Source organism: Cellulosimicrobium sp. Marseille-Q4280, assembly GCF_943181405.1.
GTDB lineage: Bacteria > Actinomycetota > Actinomycetes > Actinomycetales > Cellulomonadaceae > Cellulosimicrobium.
In genome coordinates this window covers 243,576-265,702 of record NZ_CALPBY010000006.1, presented here as the reverse complement: position 1 = coordinate 265,702, position 22,127 = coordinate 243,576, and the positions used below count along the sequence as shown (strand labels likewise).

Here is a 22,127-nt window from a genome sequence, read left to right as displayed (position 1 = left end):
CCGTGGCCGTCGGCAGGAGCCGCCTGCCGACGAGATCCCCGGAGGCACCGCGACCGTGACCGTCCCGCACGACGCCGCACACCAGGCGGAGCACCGCGTCCCGCCTCCCGTCCGCCGCGAGCGCACCGGACTGTTCGTCGGCCTCGTGAGCGGCGGCGCCGTGGTCGTGTGGGGGGCCGGGCTCGCGATCCTCGCCGCCGTCTGGGGCCCGGACCCGGGTCCACGACCCGCCCAGGCAGAGTCCTCGGTCGCCCAGCCCGAGCCGAGCCGGAGCGCCGAGGAGCCGGGCGATCCGGCGGCGGGTGGCCGGGCCGAGGGGGAGGTCACGGACGACGAGCCTGCTGACGAGCGCGCGGAGCCCGAGAAGGCGGAACCGGCCTGGCTCGAGGAGGAGTACCGCGTGGGCGCGGAGATGGACCCGGCCTCAGGACCGTCGCTCGCGCCGATGTCGTGGGAGTTCTACGGCGACAACGACTGGACGGTGAACGACTACCCTCTCTCCCTCGCGGCCCGCCAGGACGTCGCGTGCGACGCCCTGCCGCAGGTGCCGGCACTGACGCAGGGCGTCGCCGACGACTGCGTGCAGGGCTTCGCGGTGCGCGTGGTGTCGCGGCAGGGCCCGCAGGTCGCGGCGGACCTCGTCGTGGTCGAGGTGGGCTCCGAGGAGGTGGCCGACGAGATCGTGGCGGCGTACGACAGGGCCGCCGGATCGGGGAGCGAGCTCGCGGACGCCTCGGGCGCGGCCGGCGCGGCGCTGCAGGTCGCACCCCCGCCGGGCTACGAGGACTCGTACGCGGTGCTCGACGACGGGAGCGGGACGCCGATCCTGCACGCCACCGGGAGCGTCGTGGTGCTCGTCCGGCTCGGCGACACCACCGCGGCGCACAGCGGCCCGGCGACCGAGCTCGCGAGCGCCGCGCTGTTCGTCGTGGCGGACCACGAGGTGGCGCAGCTCTTCGGCTGACCCGTTGCGCGTGCCGTGCCCCCTCGTCCGTGGAACCATCGCGATGGTCGCGCGCAACCGGACGGGGGTGGACGTGGACACGGACGTCGAGGGCGTCGAGCAGGAGGTGTCGACCGGCTCGCTGCCGGGCTGGGACCGCGTCGAGGAGCTCGTCCACGCCGCGCACGAGCGGTACCGCGACCACGCGGGCGGCACGGTCGCCGACTACATCCCGGTCCTCGCCGAGGCGGACCCGGCGTGGTTCGGGGTGTGCGTCGCCGAGTCGGGCGGGGCGGTGCACGCGGTGGGCGACGCCGACGTGGAGTTCTCGGTGCAGTCGATCTCCAAGGCGTTCGTCTACGCGCTCGTGTGCGAGGAGCACGGGCACGAGCGTGTGCTCGAGCGCGTCGGCGTGGACAACACGGGTCTCGCGTTCAACTCGGTCATGGCGGTCGAGCTGCACGACGGCCATCCGCGGAACCCCATGGTCAACGCCGGTGCGCTGGCCACGACGGCGCTCGTGCCCGGCGGTTCGCCGGCCGAGCAGTGGGAGACCGTCCGCACCGGGCTGTCGCGCTTCGCCGGCCGCCAGCTCGAGCTCGACGGCGTCGTGTACCGGTCGGAGTCAGCGACGAACATGCGCAACAAGGCGATCGCACGACTGCTCGAGAGCTACGGGCGCATCGAGACGGACCCGCTCGAGGTGGTCGACGTCTACACGCGCCAGTGCTCCCTGCGCGTGACCGCGCGGGACCTCGCGGTGATGGGCGCGACGCTCGCCGACGGCGGGGTCAACCCGCTCACGGGCGAGCGTGTCGTCTCCGCGCAGGTGTGCCGGGACACGCTCGCGGTCCTCGCGTCGACCGGGTTGTACGAGCGGTCGGGGGAGTGGCTCTTCGAGATCGGGCTCCCGGCGAAGTCGGGCGTCGCGGGCGGCATCGTGGCGGTCGCGCCGGGCAAGGGCGCGATCGGGACGTTCTCCCCGCCGCTCGACCCCGCGGGCAACAGCGTGCGTGGGCAGCGTGCGACGGCCTACCTCTCGCGCGCCCTCGGGCTCAACCTCTTCGCCTCCTCGGTCCACGTCCCCGAACGAACGGAGCGCGGCTCATGACGCACGACGACGCGGCCGGTCCCGCGCGCGGGTCGACCGCTCCGCCGCCCGCGGCCGAGGAGCGGCGGTCCTGGGTCCCGATGGTCGGCCTGTTCCTCGCGCAGGTCCTCATGTCCTTCAACGTCGCGGCCCTCCCCGTGTCCCTGGGCGGGATGGTCGAGGAGTTCGGCGTGCCCCCGACGGTCGTCAGCTCGACGATCGTCGTCTACGGGCTCGCCGTCGCCGCGCTCGTCATGACGGGCGCGAAGCTCGGTCAGCGGATCGGGTGGGTCACGGTCTTCCGCGTGGTCGTCGCGACGTTCGCGGGCTCCGCGGTGCTCATGATCCTCTCGCCGTCGGTCGGCTGGGCGATCGCGGGGCAGGCCGTCGCGGGCGCGTCCGCGGCGATCATCGTCCCCGCGCTCGTGGCCCTCATCGCCGAGAACTACCACGGCGCGCAGCAGGCGACGGCGATCGGGTCGCTCGGGTCCGCCCGGGCCATCTCCGGGGTGAGCGCGTTCTTCATCGGCGGCGCGCTCGGCACGCTCGTCGGGTGGCGGCCGGTGTTCGGCATCGTGCTCGCCCTGGCGATCACCGTGTTCGTCTTCAGCTTCCGCCTGCGCTCCGACCGGGGCGACCCCGGGATCCGGATCGACCTCGTCGCGGCGGTGCTCATCGGCGCGGCGATCGTCCTCCTCACGCTCGGGTTCAACAACCTCAACTCCTGGGGCCTGCTCACCGCGACCCCCGACGCGCCGTTCAGCGTCGCCGGCGCCTCGCCCGCGCCGCTCTTCGTGGTCGTCGGCATCGTGCTCGGCCAGACGTTCTTCTGGTGGACGAGGCGACGGGCCGCGCAAGGCCGGACGCCTCTCGTCGACCTCACCGTGCTCGGCTCGCCGAGCGAGCGCGCCGCCGTCTACGCGATGTTCGTGGTCGTCGCGCTCGAGGCCGCGCTGAACTTCACCGTGCCGTTGTACATCCAGATCGTGCAGGGTCGTACACCGTTCGACACCGCCCTCGCGATGATGCCGTTCAACCTCACGGTGTTCGTCACGGCGACGCTCGTCGTGCGCTTCTACGGGCGGTTCTCGCCGCGGGTCATCGGCGTCTTCGGCTTCGTCCTCACGACCGTCGGGCTCGCGTGGCTCGCGCTCGTCGTCACCAACAACTGGGAGACCTTCCCGACCATCCTCGGGCTCTTCGTCTTCGGGGTGGGCCAGGGCGCGCTCGTCACCCTGGTGTTCAACGTCCTCGTGACGGCGGTGCCCAAGACCCTCGCGGGCGACGTCGGGTCGATCCGCGGGACCACGCAGAACCTCGCGTCGGCGGTCGGCACCGCCCTGGTCGGCGCGCTGCTCGTGACGATCCTCGGGATCAACGTGGGGCGTGCCGTCGTCGAGCACCCCGAGCTGCCGCCGACGCTCGTCGCACAGGTCGACCTCGACAGCGTGAACTTCGTGAGCAACGACGACCTCAAGGAGGTGCTCGACCGCACCGACGCGGACGCGGTCCAGGTCGACGCCGCCGTGGCGCTCAACGAGGAGGCGCGTCTCGACACCCTGCGACTCGGTCTGCTCATCCTCGCGGGGATCAGCGCGACGGCGATCCTCCCGGCGAGCCGCCTCCCGCGCTACCGCCCGGGCGAGATCCCGGACCCGTCACCCGAGACCTGAACGGACGCGGCGGGCAGTACCGGCGGCACCCGCGCCGCCTCGGCCCTGCTGGAGGCGCGGCTCGGCCCGGTGCGGGGTCCCGTCGGAGACCGTGCTCCGGGCCTGTCCTCGTAGCGGGTGGCGATCGCGACGGCCCGATCGCGGAGGGAGGCGCGCAACGACGCCGGGGACAGGGCTTCCGCATCCGTGCCGAGCTGCCAGAGGGCCCACTCGGCGTGCCGTGTGTCCTGAAAGGTCACCTCCAGCCGTGTCGAGCCGTCCTCGTCGAGCTCCTCGGCGAGGACGGCCAGCGCGGTGTCCACCAGCTCCTCGCGCCTCCCCGTGTGCACCCGGACCAGGACGGTCACCTGGTCGCCCCCGGTCCGGAACTGGGTGCTGCGCTCCTGCCAGAGGCGGTCCAGGTCGACCTGGGCCGGTCGGTCCGCGGGTTCGGCCAGCTCCTCCGCGGCCTCGATCCGGGACAACCGGTACGTGCGGTCCGCGCCGGACGTCGTGGCGAGCAGGTATCCGGTGCCGCGCACGGTGACCAGTCCGATCGGGTCCACCGTCCGCCAGGCCGCGGTCCGGCCCACCGGGGCGTAGCGGATCCGCAGCCTGCGCCCGGCCAGGACGGCCCCCCGCACCGCGACCATGACCGGGCGGGGGACCTCGTCGGTGGCCTGCCGGCGAGAGAGCAGGTCCGTCTCGGGGTCGACGAGGATGCGCCGGGCTGCGTCGCTCGCCGTCGCCCGGTGGCCCTCGGGCAGGGCGTCCAGCACCTTGCGCACGGCGGCGGCGTGTGCGGACCCGAGGCCGAGCGGCTGACCGCCGCGCACCGAACCGGCGGTCAGCACCGCGAGCGCCTCGTCGTGGCTCAGCCCGGTCAGCTCCGTCCGGAAGCCGGCCAGCAGCGCGAACCCGCCGTGGCGGCCGCGCTCGGAGTAGACCGGCACGCCGGCCGCGGCCAGCGCCTCGATGTCGCGCAGCACGGTGCGGGTGGACACCTCCAGCTCGCGGGCCAGCGTGGCCGCGGACAGCCGACCGCGCTGGCGCAGCAGCAGCACCAGCGAGACCAACCGATCGGCGCGCACGGGAAAGATCCTACGGACATACATGACACAGGGTGTCGTGATGCACCGGGAGGCTCGTCGTACGAAGCACGGACGACGGCTGTCGAGCCGGCGCGAGCGCTTACCTCGATGAGCGGACGGAGACTGACGTGGCAGTGGAACGAACGGCGATCAACCCGGTGACGTGGTCGGAGGAGCTCGGTTTCAACCAGGGCGAGCTGGTCTCGGGGCACACCCGGACCCTGTACTGCTCGGGCCAGACGGCAACCGGCACCGACGGCTCGCCCCGGTTCGAGGGGGACATGGCGGCGCAGCTCGCGCTGAGCCTCGACAACGTGGAGGCCGTGCTCGGTGCGGCCGGGATGTCCCTGGCGAACCTCGTGCGGCTCGACGTCCACAGCACGGACACCGATCTGCTTCTCCGGCACCACGGGGTGCTGGCCTCGCGTCTCGGCGCCGCCGGGGTGGCACCGACCACGACGATGCTCGGGGTGTCGCGCCTGGCGGTCCCCGGGCAGATGGTCGAGCTCACGGGCACGGCCGTCGCGTGAGCCGGGGCGGGCGTCCCGCGCGACGTGCGGGACGCCCGCATCCGGCCTGGCGGTGCGGGGCGCGGATCCTCACGACCCGCAGAGCGTCGCCACCACCTCTCCGGTGCCCGGGTGACCCGGGTTCCCCGCGTACCCCGCGTCGGTCCGCACGACGACGACCTTCTCGACCGTGCCGGTGGTCGTCGACCCCGTCTTCACCGGGTCGGACGTGACGACGACCGCCATGAAGGGCGGCACGGTCGCCGGCGGGTGCGAGCTGTTGCCCGGGCGCGACGTCCAGGTCCCGCCGCACACGGGGGCCACGCCGCCCGCACCGACGAAGCCCTTGAAGGCCGCCGGACCGCCCGCGTTGCGGCCGGCCCACTGCGAGCCCCAGAAGTACACGTCGTCCCCGTCGGCGTGCGCTGCGTCCGCGCCGACCGCGTAGAAGCCGCCCACGGGCCACGACCACGGCTCGCACGCGTCGCCGGTCCCGTCGCCGTCCGTGTCGGTCTGCGCCGGGTCGGGGTAGGCCGGGCAGACGTCCTCGCCGTCGTCCACGCCGTCGCCGTCCGTGTCGGTCTCGAGGAACGTCGCGTGCACCGTGCACGCGGCGTCCTGGCCGAGCGTCAGGGTGACGGTGCCGTCCGCCGCGCAGTCCCCGCCGACGGCGACCGCGTACCCCGCGGGCGCGGTCGCCACGAGCGTCCGCACCCCGGCGGTGGTGGTGACCGGCGAGCCGCTGGTGACCGCGGTGCCGTCGAGCGTGAGCACGACGTCGTCGACGGCGGCCGTCCCGCCCTCGACGGTGACGGTCGAGGAGAGGACGGGCGCCACGTCGTCGACCGTGACCACGCACGTCACGTGGTCTCCGTACGCCAGGTCGAGCGGCGCCGTGCAGCCGTCGCGCGCGCCCTCCGCGTAGCCGGCCGGGACGGTCGAGGGCGCGACCGCGTACGTCCCCGGTGCGAGCTCGTGCGTGACGCCGGACCCCGATCCCGACGAGACCGCGACGACGGTGCCGTCGCGCGTCACCGAGACCGCGACGTCGGCGGGCGAGGCCGCCCCGCCGGCGTCGTTCACGACGCGCGTCACGATCGTCAGGCGAGGCCGGGCGACCACCGTGTCCGTGTCCGTGGCGGTGTTGTTGGCGGGTGTGAGGTCCGCACCGTGCGTCCCGTCGTCCGTGGCCGTCGCGGTGACCGTGAGCTCGTCGCCGTGACCGCCGTCCGCGCGCACCGTCACCGTGCGGACCAGCTCGGCGCCGGCGGCGAGGTCGGTCGTCGGGAACGTCACCGTCCCGTCGGTGGCCGTGCCGCCGTCGGACGCGGCGACGAACGTCGCGCCCGCCGGGAGGTCGACGCTCACCGCGACGCCCGTCGCGTCCGCCTCGCCCGCGTTCGCGACGGTGACGGTGTGCTCCACCTGCTCGCCGGCGCCCACCTCGGTGCGGCCGTCGTCGATCGTGACGACGAGGTCGGGCCGCTGCGTGATCTGCGTGACGCAGCCCGACAGCAGCGCCTCGAGCACCGGCGTGGGGTTCGCGCCGAACGTGCCGATGTCGAACACGGCGCCGCCGCTCTCGACCGCGAGGTCCTGGTACCCCTGCGAGCCCGCACCGGGCGTGACGATCGAGTACAGCACCGCCCCGCGCGCGGCGAGGGCAGCGCGGGCGTCCGCGAGCGTCACGCCGAGGGCCTGCTGGACCGGCTCGTCCGCGACGAGGACGAGGCACACGCCCGCGCCGGGCCGCAGCCCGGCCGTCGGGCCGAGCGCGTCGACGATCGCGTTGACCCCCGGCTCGGTGCCGCCGCTCGTGGTGAGCGCCGCCGCGGCCGCGGAGACCTCGTCGAGGTTGTCCGTCGGCGGGACGTGCAGGTGCGGGAGGTACCCGGCGCGGCCCGGGAGGTCGTGGTCGCTGCCCGCGCCGAAGCCCCACAGGCCGATCTGGTGGTCGATGCCCGCCGCGAGCTGGTTCGAGATCGAGACGACGTTGTTGCGCACCGCGGCCTGGTACGTCCCCATCGACCCCGACTCGTCCACGAGGAACACGACGTCGCCCGGCGGGCGCAGGGCCGTGGTCACCGCGTCCGTGTCGGTGGCCGCACCGCGGACGCGGTCGCCGGCGAACGTCCCCGTCACCGATCCCTCGGACCCGGCGAGGGGCAGGGTCGCGCGCACGACGCCGTCGGCGTCGGTCGTCAGCGTGCGGGACTCCGCACCGAGCGCGAGCGTCACCGGGGCCCCGCCCAGGGGGGCCCACGACTCGCGGTCCCACAGCACCGCGCGCACGTCGACGTCGCCGCCTGCGGCGGTGCCCGGGACCGGGTGCACCGACAGGTACGACCGTCGGGTGCCGACGGTCGCCGTCGTCGTGTCGGTCCGCGTCCCGCCGTCCTTGTCCGTCACGGTGAGCGTCGCGGTGTAGGTCCCCGCGGCGGTGTACGCGTGCGGCACGCGGACCGTGCTCGTCGAGCACGGCTGCACGTCGGCGGTCGTGCCGTCCCCGAAGTCCCAGCGGCACGCGAGCGTGCCGCGGTCGCCGGTGCCGGGGTCGGTCGCGCTCGCGGCCGGCGTCCAGAGGGCGTCGACGAAGAGCGACGCGTTCGCTCCGGCGTCGGCCGTCGGCGGGGCGTTGGTCACGGTGACCGAGCGGGTCGTGCTCGCCCGCTGCCCGAAGGTGTCGGTGACGGCGAGGGTCACGTCGTACGTGCCGTCGTCGGGGAAGGAGTGGCTCGGGGCCACGGTGCCGGCGGTCGTGGTGCCGTCGCCCCAGGTCCACGTGCGGTCCACGACGCCGCGGTCGGTCGTCGGGGTCGTGTCGCGGAACGCGGCGCCCGACCCCTCCGCGACGGACGCGGGCCCGGTGGCCGCGACCGCGGGCGGACCGACGACGGTCTGGGGCAGGGTCGTGCCGGCCGTGCGGCCGGTCGCGTCGGTGACGGTGAGCGTCACGGGGTAGGTGCCCGGCGCCGCGAAGGTGTGCGTCGGGCTCGCCTCGGTCGAGGTCGCCCCGTCGCCGAAGTCCCACACCCACGCGACGACGTCCCCGTCGGGGTCCTGGGAGGCGTCGCTGAAGGTGACCGTCGCGTCGCCCACCTGCCCGGTGAGGAGCCGCAGCTCGTCGACGGCGAGGTAGGCCGTCGTGCCCCAGCGGTCCTTGGCGTCGAGTCGCACGTACCGTGCGGCGACCGGGCGGTCGAGCTCGAAGGTCTGCAGCGTGGCGTCGTTCGCGACGCGACCCCGGAGGACCGTCGTGAGGTCCGCCGGGTCGGTGCCGGTCGTCGAGACGGCGAGCTCGACGTCGCGCACGCGCGCGCCGGACGCCGCGGAGCGCAGCTCGACCGCGCTCACGAGGTAGTCGGCCCCGAGCCGGAGCGTCGCCCACTGGTCGGTGACCTGGCCGTTCGCGGTGCGCCAAGGGCGGGAGGCGTCCGGGTAGTCGACGTCCACCATCTCCTGCGGCGCGTACGTCGCGGACGCCTGGCTGGACGACCCGACGACGGTCGCGCCGTGGGCGAGCAGCGCGACGTCGGTGCGGCCGCCCGCCGGGAGCGGCTCGAACGACGCGACGGGCGGGCCCGACACGTCGACGCGCCGCGTGACGACCTCCGAGATCGCGCCGAGCGCGTCCGTGACGCGCAGCGCGACCGTCGCGTCGGCCGCGAACACGTGCTGCGGGGACTGCTCGGTGCTGTCGACGTCGAACGTCGTGCCGTCGTGGTCGAGGTCCCACTCCCAGGAGGCGATCCCGTCCGCGTCGGTCGAGGTGTCCGCGAGCAGGACGGTCGCGCCCACCTCGGGCTCGGCCGGCTCGACGGAGAACGCCGCCACCGGGCGGTCGGTGACGACCACCTCGCGGGTCACGCTCGCGCTCTCGCCGTCGTCGTCGGTGACGGTGAGCGTCACGGGGTGGGGGCCGGCCGTCGTCCACGTGTGCACGACCTCGCGGGTCGTCGCGTCGGGCGAGCCGTCCGCGTCGAGGTCCCACGCCCGGTCGCGCACCTCGCCGTCCGGGTCGGTCGAGGTGTCGGTCAGGGTGACCTCCTCGCCGAGGATCCCCGGCTGCGGCCCGACGTCGAACCCCGCCTCGGGCGGACCGGAGTCGCGCGTGCCCGGGTCGCAGTCGTCGTCGAGCCCGTTCCCCGGGACCTCCGGCGTGCCCGGGTGCACGGCGGCGTCGTCGTCGGCGCAGTCGGCGTTCGCGGTCCAGCCGTCAGCGTCCGCGTCGGGGTGCGTGACGAGCACGGACCAGTGCGCGGTGCGCCGTGAGGTGCCGTCGGACACGGTGACGCGCACGTCGCGGGCCGCCGGGTCGGCGGTCGTCGCCGTGACGGTGAACGTGCCACCCGTCCCGGCCGGCTGCCCGTCGAGCTCCCACTGCGGCGTGAGCGTCTCGCCCGCCGGCCCCGTTCCGGTGGCGGTCAGCTCGACGGCGGAACCGAGCGGGATCTCGACGACGCCCCCGTCGGGCGGCGGGGTGAGGCCGCCGAGGGTCACGCCCGGGTCGCGCGCGGCGACCGAGAGCGTCGCGACGTCGACGCCGAGGCGACCGCCGCCGTCGGTCACCTGCACGGCCACGAGCGTGTCGCCCGTGCTCGTGGGGGTGACGGTCGCCGTCGGGCCGGTCGCGTCGTCGAAGGCGCCGTCGGCGTCGAGGTCCCACGCCGCCTGCGCGCAGTCCGCGCACGACGCCGCGACCTGCACCGGGGCGCCGACCGTCGTGGCGTAGGGGCCGCCGGCGTCGACCACGGGGTACGCGGGGACGCCGCGGGCGGCGACCGCCGTCTCGAGCTCCGCGACGACCGGGTCCATCGCGTCGGCGACGCCGACGAACGCCGACGACATCGATCCGTTGACCGCGGCCTGCGCGTCGACGAGGTCCTGGACCGACGCGAACGGGTGCTCGAGCTCGACGTCCTCCACGAGGACCCGGTTCAGCTCCGTGATCTCGGTCGTCGAGAAGCCCGCGTTGCGCAGGTGGCGCTGCTCCTCGTCGGTCAGCCCGTCCGTGGCGACACGTGCCTGCAGGTCGCGGAGGTCCTGGACGGCGGCGTCGAGGTCCACGCCCTGCTCGTCCAGCGTCGTGGTGAGCGCGGCCGCGGCGGCGTCCTGCTGCTCGAGGACGAGGGCGAGGTCGGCCGCGCGGGCCTGGACGTCCCGGCCGTGCATGAGGGCCGCGGCGACGTCGTCCTGCTCCGCGGCGCCCTGGTACTTCTCCATCGAGGCGAGATAGGCCTGGGTCAGCGTCTCGCCCTGCGCCGCGGTGTCGGCCCAGTCGGCGAGCGCCGTGCCGACCGGGTCGCCGGACGGCCAGTCGAACGTCGCGACGGCGCCGGGGAGCGCGGGGTCGGCGAAGTCGGGGTCCGGCGGGTCGGCCGCGATGCCCTCGTAGTGGCGCGAGTGGTTGACGACCGTGCGCACGACCTCCATCTGGAGCCGCAGCGTGTCCTGGATGCTCACCGTGGGGCACCACGGGCTGACCGGCGACCCACCCGGTGCCGCCGGCACGAGCGGGGTGCTGCACACGTAGGTCAGGTAGAACATCATGAAGCCCTTCATGTCGCGGACCATCGCCGACGACACGAGCTCGTACGTGCTGTACGCGGTGAAGAGCACGGTGTACGCCAGGGCGGCGTCGCGCCAGTGGTCCGCCTCGGCCGAGGCCGCGGACTTCATGGCGGCGATCGCGCCGCTCGGCAGCTCGGGCACGCTGCTCGGGATCGCGACGGAGAACGCCTCGCGCTGGATCGAGTCGGAGCCGTCGAAGACGCCGTTCTGGCACGTGTCCTCGACGACGTCGTACGTCCCGGTGCCCAGAGTGCCGCCCGGCGCCGTGATCGCGACCTGCTCGTCGATCACCGCGCTGCCGAGCAGGAAGCTCTGGAGCGTGTTCGGCGTCCCGCTCACGTCGGACAGGCTGCCGCCGGGACCGACGGTGCCCGTCGGCACGACGTACACGTCCGACGTCGTCTCGATGAAGTCGCAGTCCCGGGTGAGGCCGCCCGTCTCGATGAGGACGACCTCGTTCGGGCCGTAGACGGCCTTGCCGAACAGGAACGTCGCGGCGTTCGCGGAGGCCGGTGCCGCGACGACGACCGACCCTCCCACGGCGAGGACGGCGGCGAGGCCACCGGCGATCAGGGCGCGTGCGGTGCGCATGCAGGTCTCCCGTCGGGTCTGGCCGGCAGTGGCCGAGCGCCTTCATCCTGGGGGCAGCACCGCAGGGTGTCGAGGGTGAAGTTCGGCGTCGTCGCAGGTGGGGGCCGCGGGCTCGCCACGGCCGGGGGCCCGGCTCACACACCGACCAGGCGGTCGAGTTCGTCCACGCCCGCCCATGGGTCACACTGTTCGAGCCCGACGTGGGGTGAACGCCGGTGCCGGGTCTGGCCGTCAGGGGATGTGATGAGCACGTTGCGGTGGACTGCGCAGGAGGACGACGCGTGGCGCGCGGCCTCCGAGGACCGTTCGTACACGGTCCGTCCCGAGGCGACCCACGGGACGTGGGAGCTCGAGACCGAGGACCGCACGTGGCACGAGCTCCCGACACGGGAGGTCGCCCAGGAGGTCGCGCAGCACGCCCACGAGGTGCACGTGAGCGACACGGGTACCACGCGGTACCAGGTGGTCACGGCGGGTGGTGCGGTCCGGGGCGAGGTCTTCGGCGCCGTCGACGACGCCGCGGCGCTCGACGTCCTGCGGTCCCGGCTGCGGGCGGGGAACCTGCCCCTCGCCCCGTTCCGGCTCGTGACCGACGACGGCCGCCTCGTCGGCTCCTGGCAGCGCGCGCACGAGGTGCGCCAGGCGTGACGCCCGGCTAGGAGCCTGCCGGACCGGCAGCGAGCGGCTCCACCACGGACCTCTCGTCCGGCACGCCGACGTCGCGCTCGAGCGCCGCACCACCCCGGTGCGGCCGCTCGCGGAAGTCGCGGAACGCCGTCGGGAGCCCGCGCGCGACGGCGAGGTCCGGGCTGTCGGTGACCTGCACGTGCACGTGCGGCTGCGTCGAGTTCCCCGAGTTCCCGCACTCGCCGAGCACCTGGCCCTCGGCGACCTCCTCGCCCGGACGGACGCGGAGCGACCCGAGCCGCAGGTGCACGAGCGTGACCCACGCGCGCCGCCCGGCGAGCGCCACGACGACGTGGTTCCCCGCGATCGCCGCCGGGCCCTGCCGCACGCGCCCAGCCTGGCCGAGCGCGTAGGGGGCCAGGGCGAACGGTGACCGCCGTGCCTCGTGGTCGGGCTCTCCGTCGTGCACGTGCACGACGACGCCCGCACCGGGCGCGAGGACCGGTCGCCCGAACGCGACGAACCGCTCCGGCGGCTCGGTCGTGAGCACGGTCCGCCAGTCGCGGACGGGGCTCGTGCGGTGCCGCTCGTCGACGCCGACGAAGTCGATCGCGTACCGCATGCCGTAGAGCTCGACGCCGTGGCTGGGGACCCGCCGCGCCGGGCTGTTCTGCACGAGCCACCGTCCGGTGAACGGCAGCGAGAGGACGACGGGCTCGGGCACACGGACCTCCGGGGTCGGGCGAGTGGTCCCACCGTACGCAGGCCGATGAGTCGGGAGCACCGGTCCGGTCGGACCACGGGTGGGCTCGCGCAGGAGCGCGGGCCGTCGAGACGGAGGGAGCGGACGGCATGGGCATCGTGACCACGAGCGCGAGCGTGTCGCTGGACGGGTTCATCGCGGGACCGCAGGGCACCGGGTTCGAGCACCTCTTCGCCTGGTACGACGGCGGGGACCAGGAGTTCCCGAGCGCGAACCCGGACGTGCACTTCCACCTGTCACCGGCCGACCACCGCTACCTGAGCGCCGTCATGCCGCAGATCGGGGTCCTCGTCGTGGGTCGGCGGCTCTTCGACATGACCGACGGCTGGGGAGGGACGCACCCGCTCGACAAGCCCGTCGTCGTGCTCACGCACACCGTCCCGCAGGAGTGGGTCGACGCGCACCCCGGCGCGCCCTTCCGGTTCGTCACGACGGGGATCGAGGACGCCGTCGCGGCGGGGCACGAGCTCGCCGGCGGCCTCGACGTCGCGGTCAACGCGGGCGAGATGGCGAGCCAGGCGCTCGCGGCCGGTCTTCTCGACGAGGTCGTGCTCGACCTCGTCCCCGTCCTGCTGGGCGACGGCGTGCGGTTCTTCGACGCGATCGGCCCGGCCCCGTACGTGCTCGACGGCCCGGACGTGACCCCGGGCGAGCGCGTGACCCACCTCCGCTTCCGGCTCCGCCCCGCGTCCGACGACACCGGTCCTGCCTGACGAGAGGACTGACGCGCGGAGGACGGTTCGGCACCTCGTGCGCTCGTCCGGCAGCTGCAGACGCCGAGGAGCGCACGAGGTGCCGAGCGGCGCACGGGGTGCCGGACCGTCGGGGTGCCGAACCGTCGGGGTGTGGTGCGAGGGCTCAGAGATCGAGCGGGCGCAGCACGGCCGAGATCCCGTGCGCGATCTGCACGTTGCCCTTGTTGAGGTCGAGCCTGCTCGCCACGAGGAACGGGTTGAGGTCGTTCCGGTCCTGGTCGACCAGCCGGACGAGGGCGAGCTTCTTGCTCAGGACGTCGACGCGGAAGGTGCCGCCCTGGGCGGTGGTGAGCGCGGCGTCGTCGGACGCGAGCGCGGTGCGGGCGTCGATCGTCGCGCCCGGGACCACGTGGTAGAGGAGCACCTGCTCGACGGCGTCGATGCCGACGGCCTCCGCGATCGCCGTCAGCGTGCCGCTCTCGGTCCGCTGCCACCGGTGCGTGAGGTCGAACGCGAGGAGCTGGAAGGCGCGGTCGTTGGGCAGGAACGCGGTGAGCGGGACCGTCCCGTCGGCGAGGACGGCGACCGGGCTGTCCGGCTTCGCGGCGAGCACGGCGGCGACCGCCTGGTCGACGATGTCGAAGTCGTACCAGTTCCGGTCGAACGTGTCGCCGTCCGCGGCGAGCACGGAGGCCAGGCTGGTGGTGCCGGGCGCGGCGGAGGCCGAGGTCGCGGCGACCGCGACGCCCGTCGAGGCGAGAAGGACCGCCGTCATGGCGGCGGTGGTGCGGCGGAGCGTGCGTCGGAGGTTCATCGTCGAGTCCCTTCGTCGGAGCACGGCGGCCCGGGGCCGCCGGACGTCGTGGCGACGTCCACCTGCTCTTCCCCCGGGACGGTCCGCGCGGATGCACCGGACGGCGACCAGGTCCGTCTGAGGGGCCTCAGCCGGGACGGTCGTGCCGCCGAGGTGTGCCTGAGTCCCCGCGTCGCCGGTCGTGCGCGATCGCCCGATGCGGCCGACGCGGCCTCAGGACGAGCGTGGGTCGCGCGACCGGGACGGACGTCGCCCGGCGCGCGGACCGCACGGAAGGACGAGCCATGACCTGGAGCACGACCACGACGCGGGCGACCCGGACGAGGACCACCCGGGAGGCTCGATCGACCCGGCACACCGGGACGACCCGGAGGACCCGCCCGGCCGGCGGTCGTGCGACGCGCGCCGCCGTCGGCGCGGCAGTCGCCCTCGTGGCGGGCCTCGGGCTGACGGCGTGCGTCGCGGACCCCGCCGTGCACGTCAGGTCGGTCGCCGACGTCACCTACCTCGGGCTCCCGGCGGAGGGCGGCGAGCTCCGTCCGGCGGTCGACCCCGAGGAGCACGGCGTCGGTTTCGCCAGGGGTGGCGAGCCGCAGACGGTGAACGTCGTGACCGTCGGGTCGAGCTCGTGCCCGCTCACCCCGGTCGACGTCGAGTGGGACGCCGCCGAGCGCACCCTCGCCTTCACGTTCGGCCGGAGGGCGGCCACGGACACCCGTCCGTGCACGCTCGACGTCGTCCCGAGCACGAGCGTCGTGCACGTCGACGGGCTGCCGGCCGACGAGCCCGTCACGGTGCTCACCAGCACGCGGGAGGTCGTGTTGCCGCCGACGCGCTAGCGAACGGGACGTCGCCCCGACCCTCGAGCGGCTCCTTGCGCGCTACATCGATCGATGTCAACATAGACACATGTCGATACAGAACGTGATCATCGTGGGCTCCGGGCCGGCGGGGTACACCGCAGCGATCTACGCGGCCCGCGCAGGTATGGCACCCGTGGTGCTGGCCGGTTCGGTGACGGCCGGCGGCGCCCTGATGAACACGACGGACGTCGAGAACTTCCCGGGCTTCCCGGACGGGATCATGGGGCCGGACCTCATGGAGAGCATGCGCACGCAGGCCGAGCGGTTCGGTGCGCACATCGAGTGGGACGACGCGACGCTGCTCGACCTCGAGGGACCGGTCAAGACGGTCGTGACGGGCAACGGTGAGACGTACCGTGCTCGCGCGGTGATCCTCGCGACGGGGTCGGCGTACCGCGAGCTGGGCCTGGGCGACGAGAAGCGCCTGTCCGGGCGCGGGGTGTCCTGGTGCGCGACGTGCGACGGATTCTTCTTCCGTGACCAGCACATCGCGGTCGTCGGTGGCGGCGACTCCGCGGTGGAGGAGGCCACGTTCCTCACCCGGTTCGCCTCGAAGGTGACGCTCGTGCACCGCCGCGACGAGCTGCGCGCGTCGAAGATCATGGCCGACCGCGCCCTCGCCGACCCCAAGATCGAGTTCGCGTGGAACTCCGAGGTCGTGGGCATCGACGGCGAGAGCAAGGTCGAGGGCGTGCGCCTGCGCGACACCGTGACCGGCGTCGAGAGCGCCCTGCCCGCCACGGGCCTCTTCGTCGCGATCGGCCACGAGCCGCGCACCGAGCTCGTCAAGGGGCAGGTCGACCTGGACGACGAGGGCTACGTCCAGGTCGTCGGTCGCACGACCGCGACCAGCGTCGAGGGCGTGTTCGCGTGCGGCGACGCCGTCGACCACACCTACCGCCAGGCCATCACCGCGGCCGGGTCGGGGTGCGCGGCGGCACTCGACGCCCAGCGCTACCTCACCGCGCTCGCCGACCGGTTCGAGGGCGCAGTCGGCCTCCCGCACCGGGCGGGCACGCCCGAGACCCCGAACCCCGACGAGCTGCCGCTGGCGCTGGAGGAGGTCCGATGAGCACCGTGACCGTCACCGACGCCGGCGGCAAGTTCGTGAGGTCCGTCGTGGGTGCGCGCCCGAAGCAGGCGCTGGTCGCCGAGATCGAGGAGGTCCTCGCGTGAGCGGCCCCACCGCGACCGCGCCGCGCCTGTCCACGCTGGACCGATGGCTGCCGCTGTGGATCGGGCTCGCGATGGTCGCCGGCCTCGTCCTGGGCCGGTTCGTCCCCGCGCTGTCGGACGCGCTGACGGCGATGGAGGTCGGCGGCATCTCGGTCCCGATCGCGCTCGGCCTGCTGGTCATGATGTACCCGGTGCTGGCGAAGGTCCGCTACGACCGCGTCGGCGCGGTCACGGGCGACAAGAAGCTCCTGGTCTCCTCGCTGGTGCTGAACTGGCTGGTGGGGCCGGCGCTGATGTTCGCGCTGGCCTGGGTCTTCCTGCCCGACCTGCCCGAGTACCGCACCGGGCTGATCATCGTCGGTCTCGCCCGCTGCATCGCCATGGTCGTCATCTGGAACGACCTCGCGTGCGGGGACCGCGAGGCCGCCGCGGTGCTGGTCGCGATCAACTCCGTGTTCCAGGTGGTCGCGTTCTCGCTGCTCGGCTACTTCTACCTCACCGTGCTGCCCGGGTGGCTCGGTCTGGACACCCAGGGCCTGGGCGTCTCGGTCGGGCAGATCGCCCTCAACGTCCTCGTCTTCCTCGGCGTCCCGCTGGCGGCCGGGTTCGCCTCCCGCCTGGTCGGGGAGCGCGCCAAGGGCCGCACCTGGTACGAGGACCGGTTCCTGCCCGCCGTCGGGCCGTGGGCGCTGTACGGGCTGCTGTTCACGATCGTCCTGCTCTTCGCCCTGCAGGGCGAGGCCGTCACGTCCAACCCGCTCGACGTCGCCCGCATCGCGCTCCCGCTGCTGGTCTACTTCGCCGCCATGTGGGGCATCGGCATCGTCGTCGGCAAGATGCTCGCGCTCGGCTACGCACGCTCCACGACGCTCGCGTTCACCGCCGCGGGCAACAACTTCGAGCTCGCGATCGCCGTCGCGATCGGCACCTTCGGCGCGACCTCGGGCCAGGCCCTGGCCGGCGTCGTGGGTCCGCTCATCGAGGTCCCGGTCCTGGTGGGCCTCGTCTACGTCTCCCTGTGGCTCGCGCGCCGCTGGTTCGCCGTCGACCCGTACGCCGCCACGACCCCTGCACGTGAGCTGGAAGAGGTGAGGTCATGACCACCACCCCCCTGACCGTCGCGGACCCGGACTGCGCCCCGCAGATCGAGTCCCACGCGATCGGCACCGAGGTCGCCGGCGCCGTCGCCACCACGCTCAAGGCTCTCGCGGAGCCGCTGCGCCTGCGGATGCTGTCCTTCATCGCGACCTCTCCGGCGGGGGAGGCGTGCGTGTGCGACCTCGTGGCGCTCACGGACGTCTCCCAGCCGACCGTGTCCCACCACCTGAAGGTGCTGCGCGACGTCGGCGTGCTGACCTCCGAGCGTCGTGGCACCTGGGTCTGGTACCGCATCACCCCCGGCTACAAGGGAGCGGTCTCCACCCTGCTCGAGTCCTTCGCCCCGGCCGCCCTGGAGGCGCTCGTCGCGCCCCACGAGCTGACCGGGCTCGAGGACGTCGACGCGGCGCTCGACCGCCTCGCCGCCGACCTGGCCGCCCGGTACCCGGCTCTGGAGACGGGCGTCGTGGTGCGGACCGTGCGCGAGTCGTACACGGCTCTCGCCCGCTCGGCCACGGTCTCGGCCCACCTGCTCACCCTCACCGACCGTTTCGCCCGCCAACGCCTCGCGGACCTGTCCCGACAGCCCGACGCCCGCCCGCAGGTGCTCTTCGTCTGCGTCGCCAACGCTGGCCGCTCCCAGCTCGCCGCGGCCCTGGTCCGCCGCTACGCCGGCGACCGCGTCGTCGTGCGCTCCGCAGGCTCCACACCGGCCGCGGACGTGCACCCCGCGGTGCGTCCCGAGCTCGCAGCCCTCGGCACCACCGAGGGCGAGGCGTTCCCCAAGCCGCTGACCGACGACGCCGTCCGCGCCGCCGACGTCGTGATCACCATGGGCTGTGGCGACGTCTGCCCGGTCCTGCCCGGCACGCGGTACGAGGACTGGCTCGTGGGCGACCCCGCGCTGGCGTCCCCCGCCGGCGTCGCCGCGATCCGCGACGAGCTCGACACTCGCGTGCGCGTCCTGCTCACCGACCTGCTGCCCGACCTCACCCTCACCGACCGGTGACCCACCCCGCCCACCAGGAGACCGCCATGACCGAGACCACCACCGCCAAGCCGTCCGCCCTGTTCGTCTGCGTCCACAACGCCGGCCGCTCCCAGATGGCCGCCGGGTACCTGCGCGCCCTGTCCGGCGGCGCCGTCGAGGTCCGCTCGGCCGGTTCCGCGCCGGCCGACCAGATCAACCCCGTCGCCGTCGAGGCCATGCTCGAGGAGGGCATCGACATCCGCGCCGAGCAGCCCAAGGTCCTCACGACCGACGCCGTGCAGGCGTCCGACGTCGTGATCACCATGGGCTGCGGCGACGCGTGCCCGATCTTCCCCGGCAAGCGCTACGAGGACTGGGCCCTGGAGGACCCCGCCGGGCAGGGCATCGAGTCCGTGCGCCCCATCCGCGACGAGATCCGCGACCGCGTCCTCACGCTCCTCGACGAGCTCGGCGTCACGCCCGTCCAGGTGGCCACCGCCTGACCCCCGCACCACGACGCCGGCCGGGACCCCACGGGGTCCCGGCCGATGCACGTCAGGCCAGCGTCGTCCGTGCGACCCCCGCCATGTCGGCGAGGGCCGCGGTCCGCAGGCTCACGTGTCCAGGCCGTCGCCCGAACGCCCGTGCGCAACGCCCGTGGCGAACCCCACGCCCACCGGTGCCCCGACGCCGAGGGTGACGAGCTGCGGCTCGGCCGGGGCGGTGCCGCAGCACGACCCGCCGGCGGCCTCGCCGTCGGCGGCCAGGGCCAGGTCGCTCGAGCAGACGCCGGTCGCCGGCAGGTTCAGCTCGACCGCGTCCGCCGCAGCGCGATCCCCGGCCAGCGCCGCGGCGATCGAGCGCACCTGCTCGTAGCCGGTGGCGAGCAGGAACGTCGGAGCGCGCCCGTAGGACTTCATGCCGGCGAGGTAGAAGCCGTCGTCCGGGTGGGACAGCATCTGCTCGCCGTGCGGCGGCACGGTGCCGCACGAGTGCTGGTTCGGGTCGATGAGCGGGGCCAGCGCGGTCGGGGCCTCGACGACGGGGTCGAGGTCGAGACGCACCTCGCGCAGCATGTCGAGGTCGGGGCGGAACCCGGTGGCGTCGACGATCTGGTGCACGTCGAGGTTGAGGGCGCCGTCGCGCGCGGTCCCCAGCACCTGGACGGTCTCACCGCCGGGGACGAGTCGCTCGATCGAGACCCGGGTGAGCAGGGTCAGGCGCCCCGCCTCGACGGCGGAGCGCAGGCGCGTGCCCAGCAGGCCCCGCGCCGGGAGCTCGTCGTCCGTGCCCCCGCCGAACAGGCGTCGGGCCGAGCCGCCGCGGATCGCCCACGTGACGGTGGTGCCCGGCTCGGACTCCGAGAGCTCGACCAGGCTGAGCAGCGTGTTCGCCGCGGAGTGCCCCAACCCGACCACGAGCGTGTCGCGGCCGGCGAACCGGTCGCGCTGCGATCCGAGGACGTCCGGCAGCGGTCCGGTGACGTACGCGGCGGCCTCCGGCTCGCCGGCTGCGGGCAGACCCGAGACGCCCAGCGGGTTCGACGTCGAGAAGGTTCCCGACGCGTCGATCACCGCGCGGGCGAGGACGTCGCGGACCACCCCGCTCGCGTCGACGGTGCGGACCCGGTAGCCGCTGCGTTCCCGTCCGAGGGTCCGTGTCTTGTCCGCGCCGTCTCGCGCCACGGCCAGCACCCGGGTCCCGGTGCGCAGACGCGTCGCGATGGCCGGGGTCGCCGCCAGCGGCGCCAGGTACCGTCCGACGAGCTCCCCGCCGGTCGGCAGGGTGTCCGGGTCCGGCTCGACCCACCCCGTCGGCTCCAGCAGGCGCCGGGCCGCGGCGTCGACGTCGTACCGCCACGGCGAGAACAGACGCACATGACCCCACGACGCCACGGCCGCACCCGGGCCGCTGCCGGACTCGAGCACCAGCGGTTCCAGCCCGCGCTCCAGCAGGTGTGCCGCCGCCGCCAGCCCCACCGGGCCCGCGCCGATCACCACGACCGGCAGCTCTGCACGCTCCACGCTCATCGCACTCTCCTCGCATCGACGAACTTCGATCAACCAGGATCAACGTATCCATAGTTGTCGATGCGTGGCAAGATGGACGTCATGACGACGTTGGAGCTGACGCCCACGACCCAGGCATCACCGGCCGTGGCGGGGTGCTGTGCGCCCCTCGTCCGTGAGGCCGCGGACCCCGAGGTCGCGCGCGACCTCGCCCGCGTGTTCAAGGCGCTGGGCGACCCCACGAGAGTGCAGCTCCTGTCGATCGTCGGCGCGCACGACGGCGGCGAGGCGTGCGTGTGCGACCTCACCGGGCCGGTCGGTCTCGCGCAGCCGACGGTCAGCCACCACCTGAAGATCCTGGTCGACGCCGGACTGCTCACCCGTGAGCAGCGCGGCCGCTGGGCGTACTACTCGCTGGTCCCGGGCGCCCTGACGGCCCTGGCGACCGTGCTCACGGAGACCGCCCAGGGGTGAGCGGGCCGGCCGGCTGTCGGGCCGGCGGCCCCGGGGTGCAGCAGCCGTCGTCGCACCCGTCCTCGTCGTTGGTGGCCAGGAGCGCCCCGACGGGGGCGCAGCACGCGTCGCCGCGCCAGGCCTCGACGCCCTCCCGCACGGCGAACGCCGCGATCACCAGGGCGGCGACCGGGTCCGCCCAGGTCCAGCCGAGCGTGCTGTTCAGCACCAGCCCGACGAGCAGCACCGCCGACAGGTAGGTGCAGATCAGCGTCTGCTTCGAGTCGGCCACCGCCGACGCGGAGCCGAGCTCGCGGCCGGTGCGCCGCTCGAACCATGACAGCAACGGCATGACGGCGAGGCTCACGGCGGCGAGGACGATGCCGACGGTCGAGTGGTCGGGCTCCGCGGCGCCGAGCAGGGTGCGCGCGGCGTCGACGGTGACGAAGGCCGCGAGGCCGAAGAACGAGACCGCGACGAGGCGCAGGGCGACGCGCTCGCGCCGCTGCGGTTCCGGGGCGGCGAACTGCCAGGCGACCGCTGCGGCGGAGAGCACCTCGACGACGGAGTCGAGGCCGAACCCGACGAGCGCGGCGGATGAAGCCACGCGCCCGGCGGTGATCGCGACGACCGCCTCGACGACGTTGTAGGCGATGGTCGCGGTGACGACCCAGCGGATCCTCCGCTCGAGGACGGCCCGGCGTGCCGTCGGCAGGGGGCGGGGGCCGAGGGAGGTCGACGTCATGAGCAGGTGCACCCCTCGGGTGCGCAGCAGGTGGGGTCGACGGTCACGACGAGGCGCAGGAGGTCGTCGAGCGCGGGGACGAGGTGCGGGTCCGCGAGCCGGTACCAGGTGCGGCGCCCGTCGGGGATCGCCTCGACGAGGCCGCAGCCACGCAGGCACGCGAGCTGGTTGGACATGACCTGCCGAGAGACGCCGAGCGCGTCGGCGAGGTCCGACGGGTATGCCGGCGCCTCGCGCAGTGTCAGCATGATGCGCGCACGGGTCTCGTCGGAGAGCGCGTGGCCCAGCCGCGCGAGCGCGGCGGTGTGGGTCAGGGTGACGGTCTCGGCCATGCTACTGACAGTACATGGAACGCTGTATCGACAACAGGGTTGCCGAAAGCGCGCCATCTGCAACTGGGGGGTTGCGCATGGTCACCACGCGTGCAACTGTGGAGTTGCACAAGTTCGAGAAGCCCATCCCGAGAG

The 22,127-nt window shown here is 74.1% G+C and carries 19 protein-coding genes; 12 read left to right on the top strand and 7 right to left on the bottom strand.

The genetic code is table 11. From position 1 onward, the window contains the following. The first annotated feature begins 55 nt into the window (after positions 1-55). From NFS20_RS16580 to NFS20_RS16570, 3 genes are read left to right on the top strand one after another with little or no spacing between them, the layout of a single operon-like run. A complete protein-coding gene (locus NFS20_RS16580) occupies positions 56-964 on the top strand; it encodes a hypothetical protein (RefSeq protein WP_251152902.1) in 909 nt (302 codons plus the stop codon). Between the two features lie 43 nt (positions 965-1,007). Then, on the top strand, positions 1,008-2,054 hold the full coding sequence (gene glsA, locus NFS20_RS16575) for a glutaminase A (protein WP_251152901.1): 1,047 nt from the start codon (positions 1,008-1,010) through the stop codon (positions 2,052-2,054). Next, positions 2,051-3,706, top strand: a complete 1,656-nt coding sequence (locus tag NFS20_RS16570) for an MFS transporter (protein WP_251152900.1) — start codon at positions 2,051-2,053, stop codon at positions 3,704-3,706. Before glsA ends, NFS20_RS16570 begins: the two co-directional genes overlap by 4 nt. On the opposite strand, the gene NFS20_RS16565 is transcribed toward NFS20_RS16570, so the two are convergent. Continuing rightward, positions 3,664-4,776 (bottom strand): helix-turn-helix transcriptional regulator, encoded by a 1,113-nt coding sequence (locus tag NFS20_RS16565; protein WP_251152899.1) that lies wholly within the window; start codon positions 4,774-4,776, stop codon positions 3,664-3,666. The two genes, NFS20_RS16570 and NFS20_RS16565, sit on opposite strands and share 43 nt — an antisense overlap. Positions 4,777-4,910: 134 nt before the next feature. Between NFS20_RS16565 and NFS20_RS16560 the strand changes: the two genes are divergently transcribed. Continuing rightward, positions 4,911-5,306 (top strand): RidA family protein, encoded by a 396-nt coding sequence (locus NFS20_RS16560; protein ID WP_251153048.1) that lies wholly within the window; start codon positions 4,911-4,913, stop codon positions 5,304-5,306. Positions 5,307-5,375: 69 nt separating this feature from the next. Here the strand turns inward: NFS20_RS16560 and NFS20_RS22170 are convergent, their stop codons facing one another. Next, the gene (locus NFS20_RS22170) at positions 5,376-11,447 is read right to left on the bottom strand and encodes a PKD domain-containing protein (RefSeq protein WP_285821145.1); all 6,072 of its coding nucleotides are present in this window, start codon (positions 11,445-11,447) and stop codon (positions 5,376-5,378) included. 243 nt (positions 11,448-11,690) lie between these two features. On the opposite strand from NFS20_RS22170, the gene NFS20_RS16535 reads away from it, so the two are divergent. Then, on the top strand, positions 11,691-12,095 hold the full coding sequence (locus NFS20_RS16535) for a hypothetical protein (protein WP_251152898.1): 405 nt from the start codon (positions 11,691-11,693) through the stop codon (positions 12,093-12,095). Between the two features lie 7 nt (positions 12,096-12,102). Here the strand turns inward: NFS20_RS16535 and NFS20_RS16530 are convergent, their stop codons facing one another. Next, entirely contained in the window at positions 12,103-12,798 is a 696-nt protein-coding gene (locus NFS20_RS16530; protein WP_251152897.1) for a M23 family metallopeptidase, read from the bottom strand. 128 nt (positions 12,799-12,926) lie between these two features. Here NFS20_RS16530 and NFS20_RS16525 point away from each other — a divergent pair, with 128 nt between their 5' ends. Further along, positions 12,927-13,550 (top strand): dihydrofolate reductase family protein, encoded by a 624-nt coding sequence (locus NFS20_RS16525; protein ID WP_251152896.1) that lies wholly within the window; start codon positions 12,927-12,929, stop codon positions 13,548-13,550. 145 nt (positions 13,551-13,695) lie between these two features. Here NFS20_RS16525 and NFS20_RS16520 read toward each other — a convergent pair whose 3' ends face one another. Beyond that, on the bottom strand, positions 13,696-14,346 hold the full coding sequence (locus NFS20_RS16520) for a fasciclin domain-containing protein (protein ID WP_251152895.1): 651 nt from the start codon (positions 14,344-14,346) through the stop codon (positions 13,696-13,698). 284 nt (positions 14,347-14,630) lie between these two features. Between NFS20_RS16520 and NFS20_RS16515 the strand changes: the two genes are divergently transcribed. The 5 genes from NFS20_RS16515 (at position 14,631) to NFS20_RS16495 (ending at position 18,956) form a co-directional block, all read left to right on the top strand. Continuing rightward, positions 14,631-15,185, top strand: a complete 555-nt coding sequence (locus NFS20_RS16515; RefSeq protein ID WP_251152894.1) for a hypothetical protein — start codon at positions 14,631-14,633, stop codon at positions 15,183-15,185. 70 nt (positions 15,186-15,255) lie between these two features. Further along, complete coding sequence (gene trxB, locus NFS20_RS16510) at positions 15,256-16,281, top strand: thioredoxin-disulfide reductase (protein ID WP_251152893.1); 1,026 nt, start codon at positions 15,256-15,258, stop codon at positions 16,279-16,281. A 100-nt stretch (positions 16,282-16,381) separates the two neighbouring features. Continuing rightward, a complete protein-coding gene (arsB, locus tag NFS20_RS16505) occupies positions 16,382-17,485 on the top strand; it encodes an ACR3 family arsenite efflux transporter (protein WP_285821144.1) in 1,104 nt (367 codons plus the stop codon). Then, a complete protein-coding gene (locus NFS20_RS16500) occupies positions 17,482-18,492 on the top strand; it encodes a metalloregulator ArsR/SmtB family transcription factor (RefSeq protein WP_251152892.1) in 1,011 nt (336 codons plus the stop codon). The genes arsB and NFS20_RS16500 overlap by 4 nt, the downstream gene beginning before the upstream one ends. 26 nt (positions 18,493-18,518) lie before the next feature. Further along, entirely contained in the window at positions 18,519-18,956 is a 438-nt protein-coding gene (locus tag NFS20_RS16495; protein ID WP_251152891.1) for an arsenate reductase ArsC, read from the top strand. A gap of 111 nt (positions 18,957-19,067) precedes the next feature. On the opposite strand, the gene NFS20_RS16490 is transcribed toward NFS20_RS16495, so the two are convergent. Further along, positions 19,068-20,483 carry an FAD-dependent oxidoreductase gene (locus NFS20_RS16490; RefSeq protein ID WP_251152890.1) on the bottom strand — a complete coding sequence of 472 codons (1,416 nt, stop codon included), beginning with the start codon at positions 20,481-20,483 and terminating at the stop codon, positions 19,068-19,070. Between the two features lie 60 nt (positions 20,484-20,543). Here NFS20_RS16490 and NFS20_RS16485 point away from each other — a divergent pair, with 60 nt between their 5' ends. Next, on the top strand, positions 20,544-20,936 hold the full coding sequence (locus NFS20_RS16485) for an ArsR/SmtB family transcription factor (protein WP_502800828.1): 393 nt from the start codon (positions 20,544-20,546) through the stop codon (positions 20,934-20,936). On the opposite strand, the gene NFS20_RS16480 is transcribed toward NFS20_RS16485, so the two are convergent. Together NFS20_RS16480 and NFS20_RS16475 are read right to left on the bottom strand one after the other, a co-directional pair. Further along, positions 20,914-21,660, bottom strand: a complete 747-nt coding sequence (locus NFS20_RS16480) for a cation diffusion facilitator family transporter (RefSeq protein WP_251152888.1) — start codon at positions 21,658-21,660, stop codon at positions 20,914-20,916. The genes NFS20_RS16485 and NFS20_RS16480 overlap by 23 nt on opposite strands. Further along, the gene (locus NFS20_RS16475) at positions 21,657-21,992 is read right to left on the bottom strand and encodes an ArsR/SmtB family transcription factor (RefSeq protein WP_251152887.1); all 336 of its coding nucleotides are present in this window, start codon (positions 21,990-21,992) and stop codon (positions 21,657-21,659) included. The genes NFS20_RS16480 and NFS20_RS16475 overlap by 4 nt, the downstream gene beginning before the upstream one ends. Positions 21,993-22,127: the final 135 nt, after the last annotated feature.

Bases quoted from the DNA above. Each gene is read 5' to 3' on its own strand.
- glsA (WP_251152901.1), top strand. From the start codon at position 1,008: ATGGTCGCGCGCAACCGGACGGGGGTGGACGTGGACACGGACGTCGAG.
- NFS20_RS16570 (WP_251152900.1), top strand. From the start codon at position 2,051: ATGACGCACGACGACGCGGCCGGTCCCGCGCGCGGGTCGACCGCTCCG.
- NFS20_RS22170 (WP_285821145.1), bottom strand. From the start codon at position 11,447: ATGCGCACCGCACGCGCCCTGATCGCCGGTGGCCTCGCCGCCGTCCTC.
- NFS20_RS16535 (WP_251152898.1), top strand. From the start codon at position 11,691: ATGAGCACGTTGCGGTGGACTGCGCAGGAGGACGACGCGTGGCGCGCG.
- NFS20_RS16525 (WP_251152896.1), top strand. From the start codon at position 12,927: ATGGGCATCGTGACCACGAGCGCGAGCGTGTCGCTGGACGGGTTCATC.
- NFS20_RS16520 (WP_251152895.1), bottom strand. From the start codon at position 14,346: ATGAACCTCCGACGCACGCTCCGCCGCACCACCGCCGCCATGACGGCG.
- NFS20_RS16515 (WP_251152894.1), top strand. From the start codon at position 14,631: ATGACCTGGAGCACGACCACGACGCGGGCGACCCGGACGAGGACCACC.
- trxB (WP_251152893.1), top strand. From the start codon at position 15,256: ATGTCGATACAGAACGTGATCATCGTGGGCTCCGGGCCGGCGGGGTAC.
- NFS20_RS16500 (WP_251152892.1), top strand. From the start codon at position 17,482: ATGACCACCACCCCCCTGACCGTCGCGGACCCGGACTGCGCCCCGCAG.
- NFS20_RS16495 (WP_251152891.1), top strand. From the start codon at position 18,519: ATGACCGAGACCACCACCGCCAAGCCGTCCGCCCTGTTCGTCTGCGTC.
- NFS20_RS16490 (WP_251152890.1), bottom strand. From the start codon at position 20,483: ATGAGCGTGGAGCGTGCAGAGCTGCCGGTCGTGGTGATCGGCGCGGGC.
- NFS20_RS16485 (WP_502800828.1), top strand. From the start codon at position 20,544: ATGCGTGGCAAGATGGACGTCATGACGACGTTGGAGCTGACGCCCACG.
- NFS20_RS16480 (WP_251152888.1), bottom strand. From the start codon at position 21,660: ATGACGTCGACCTCCCTCGGCCCCCGCCCCCTGCCGACGGCACGCCGG.
- NFS20_RS16475 (WP_251152887.1), bottom strand. From the start codon at position 21,992: ATGGCCGAGACCGTCACCCTGACCCACACCGCCGCGCTCGCGCGGCTG.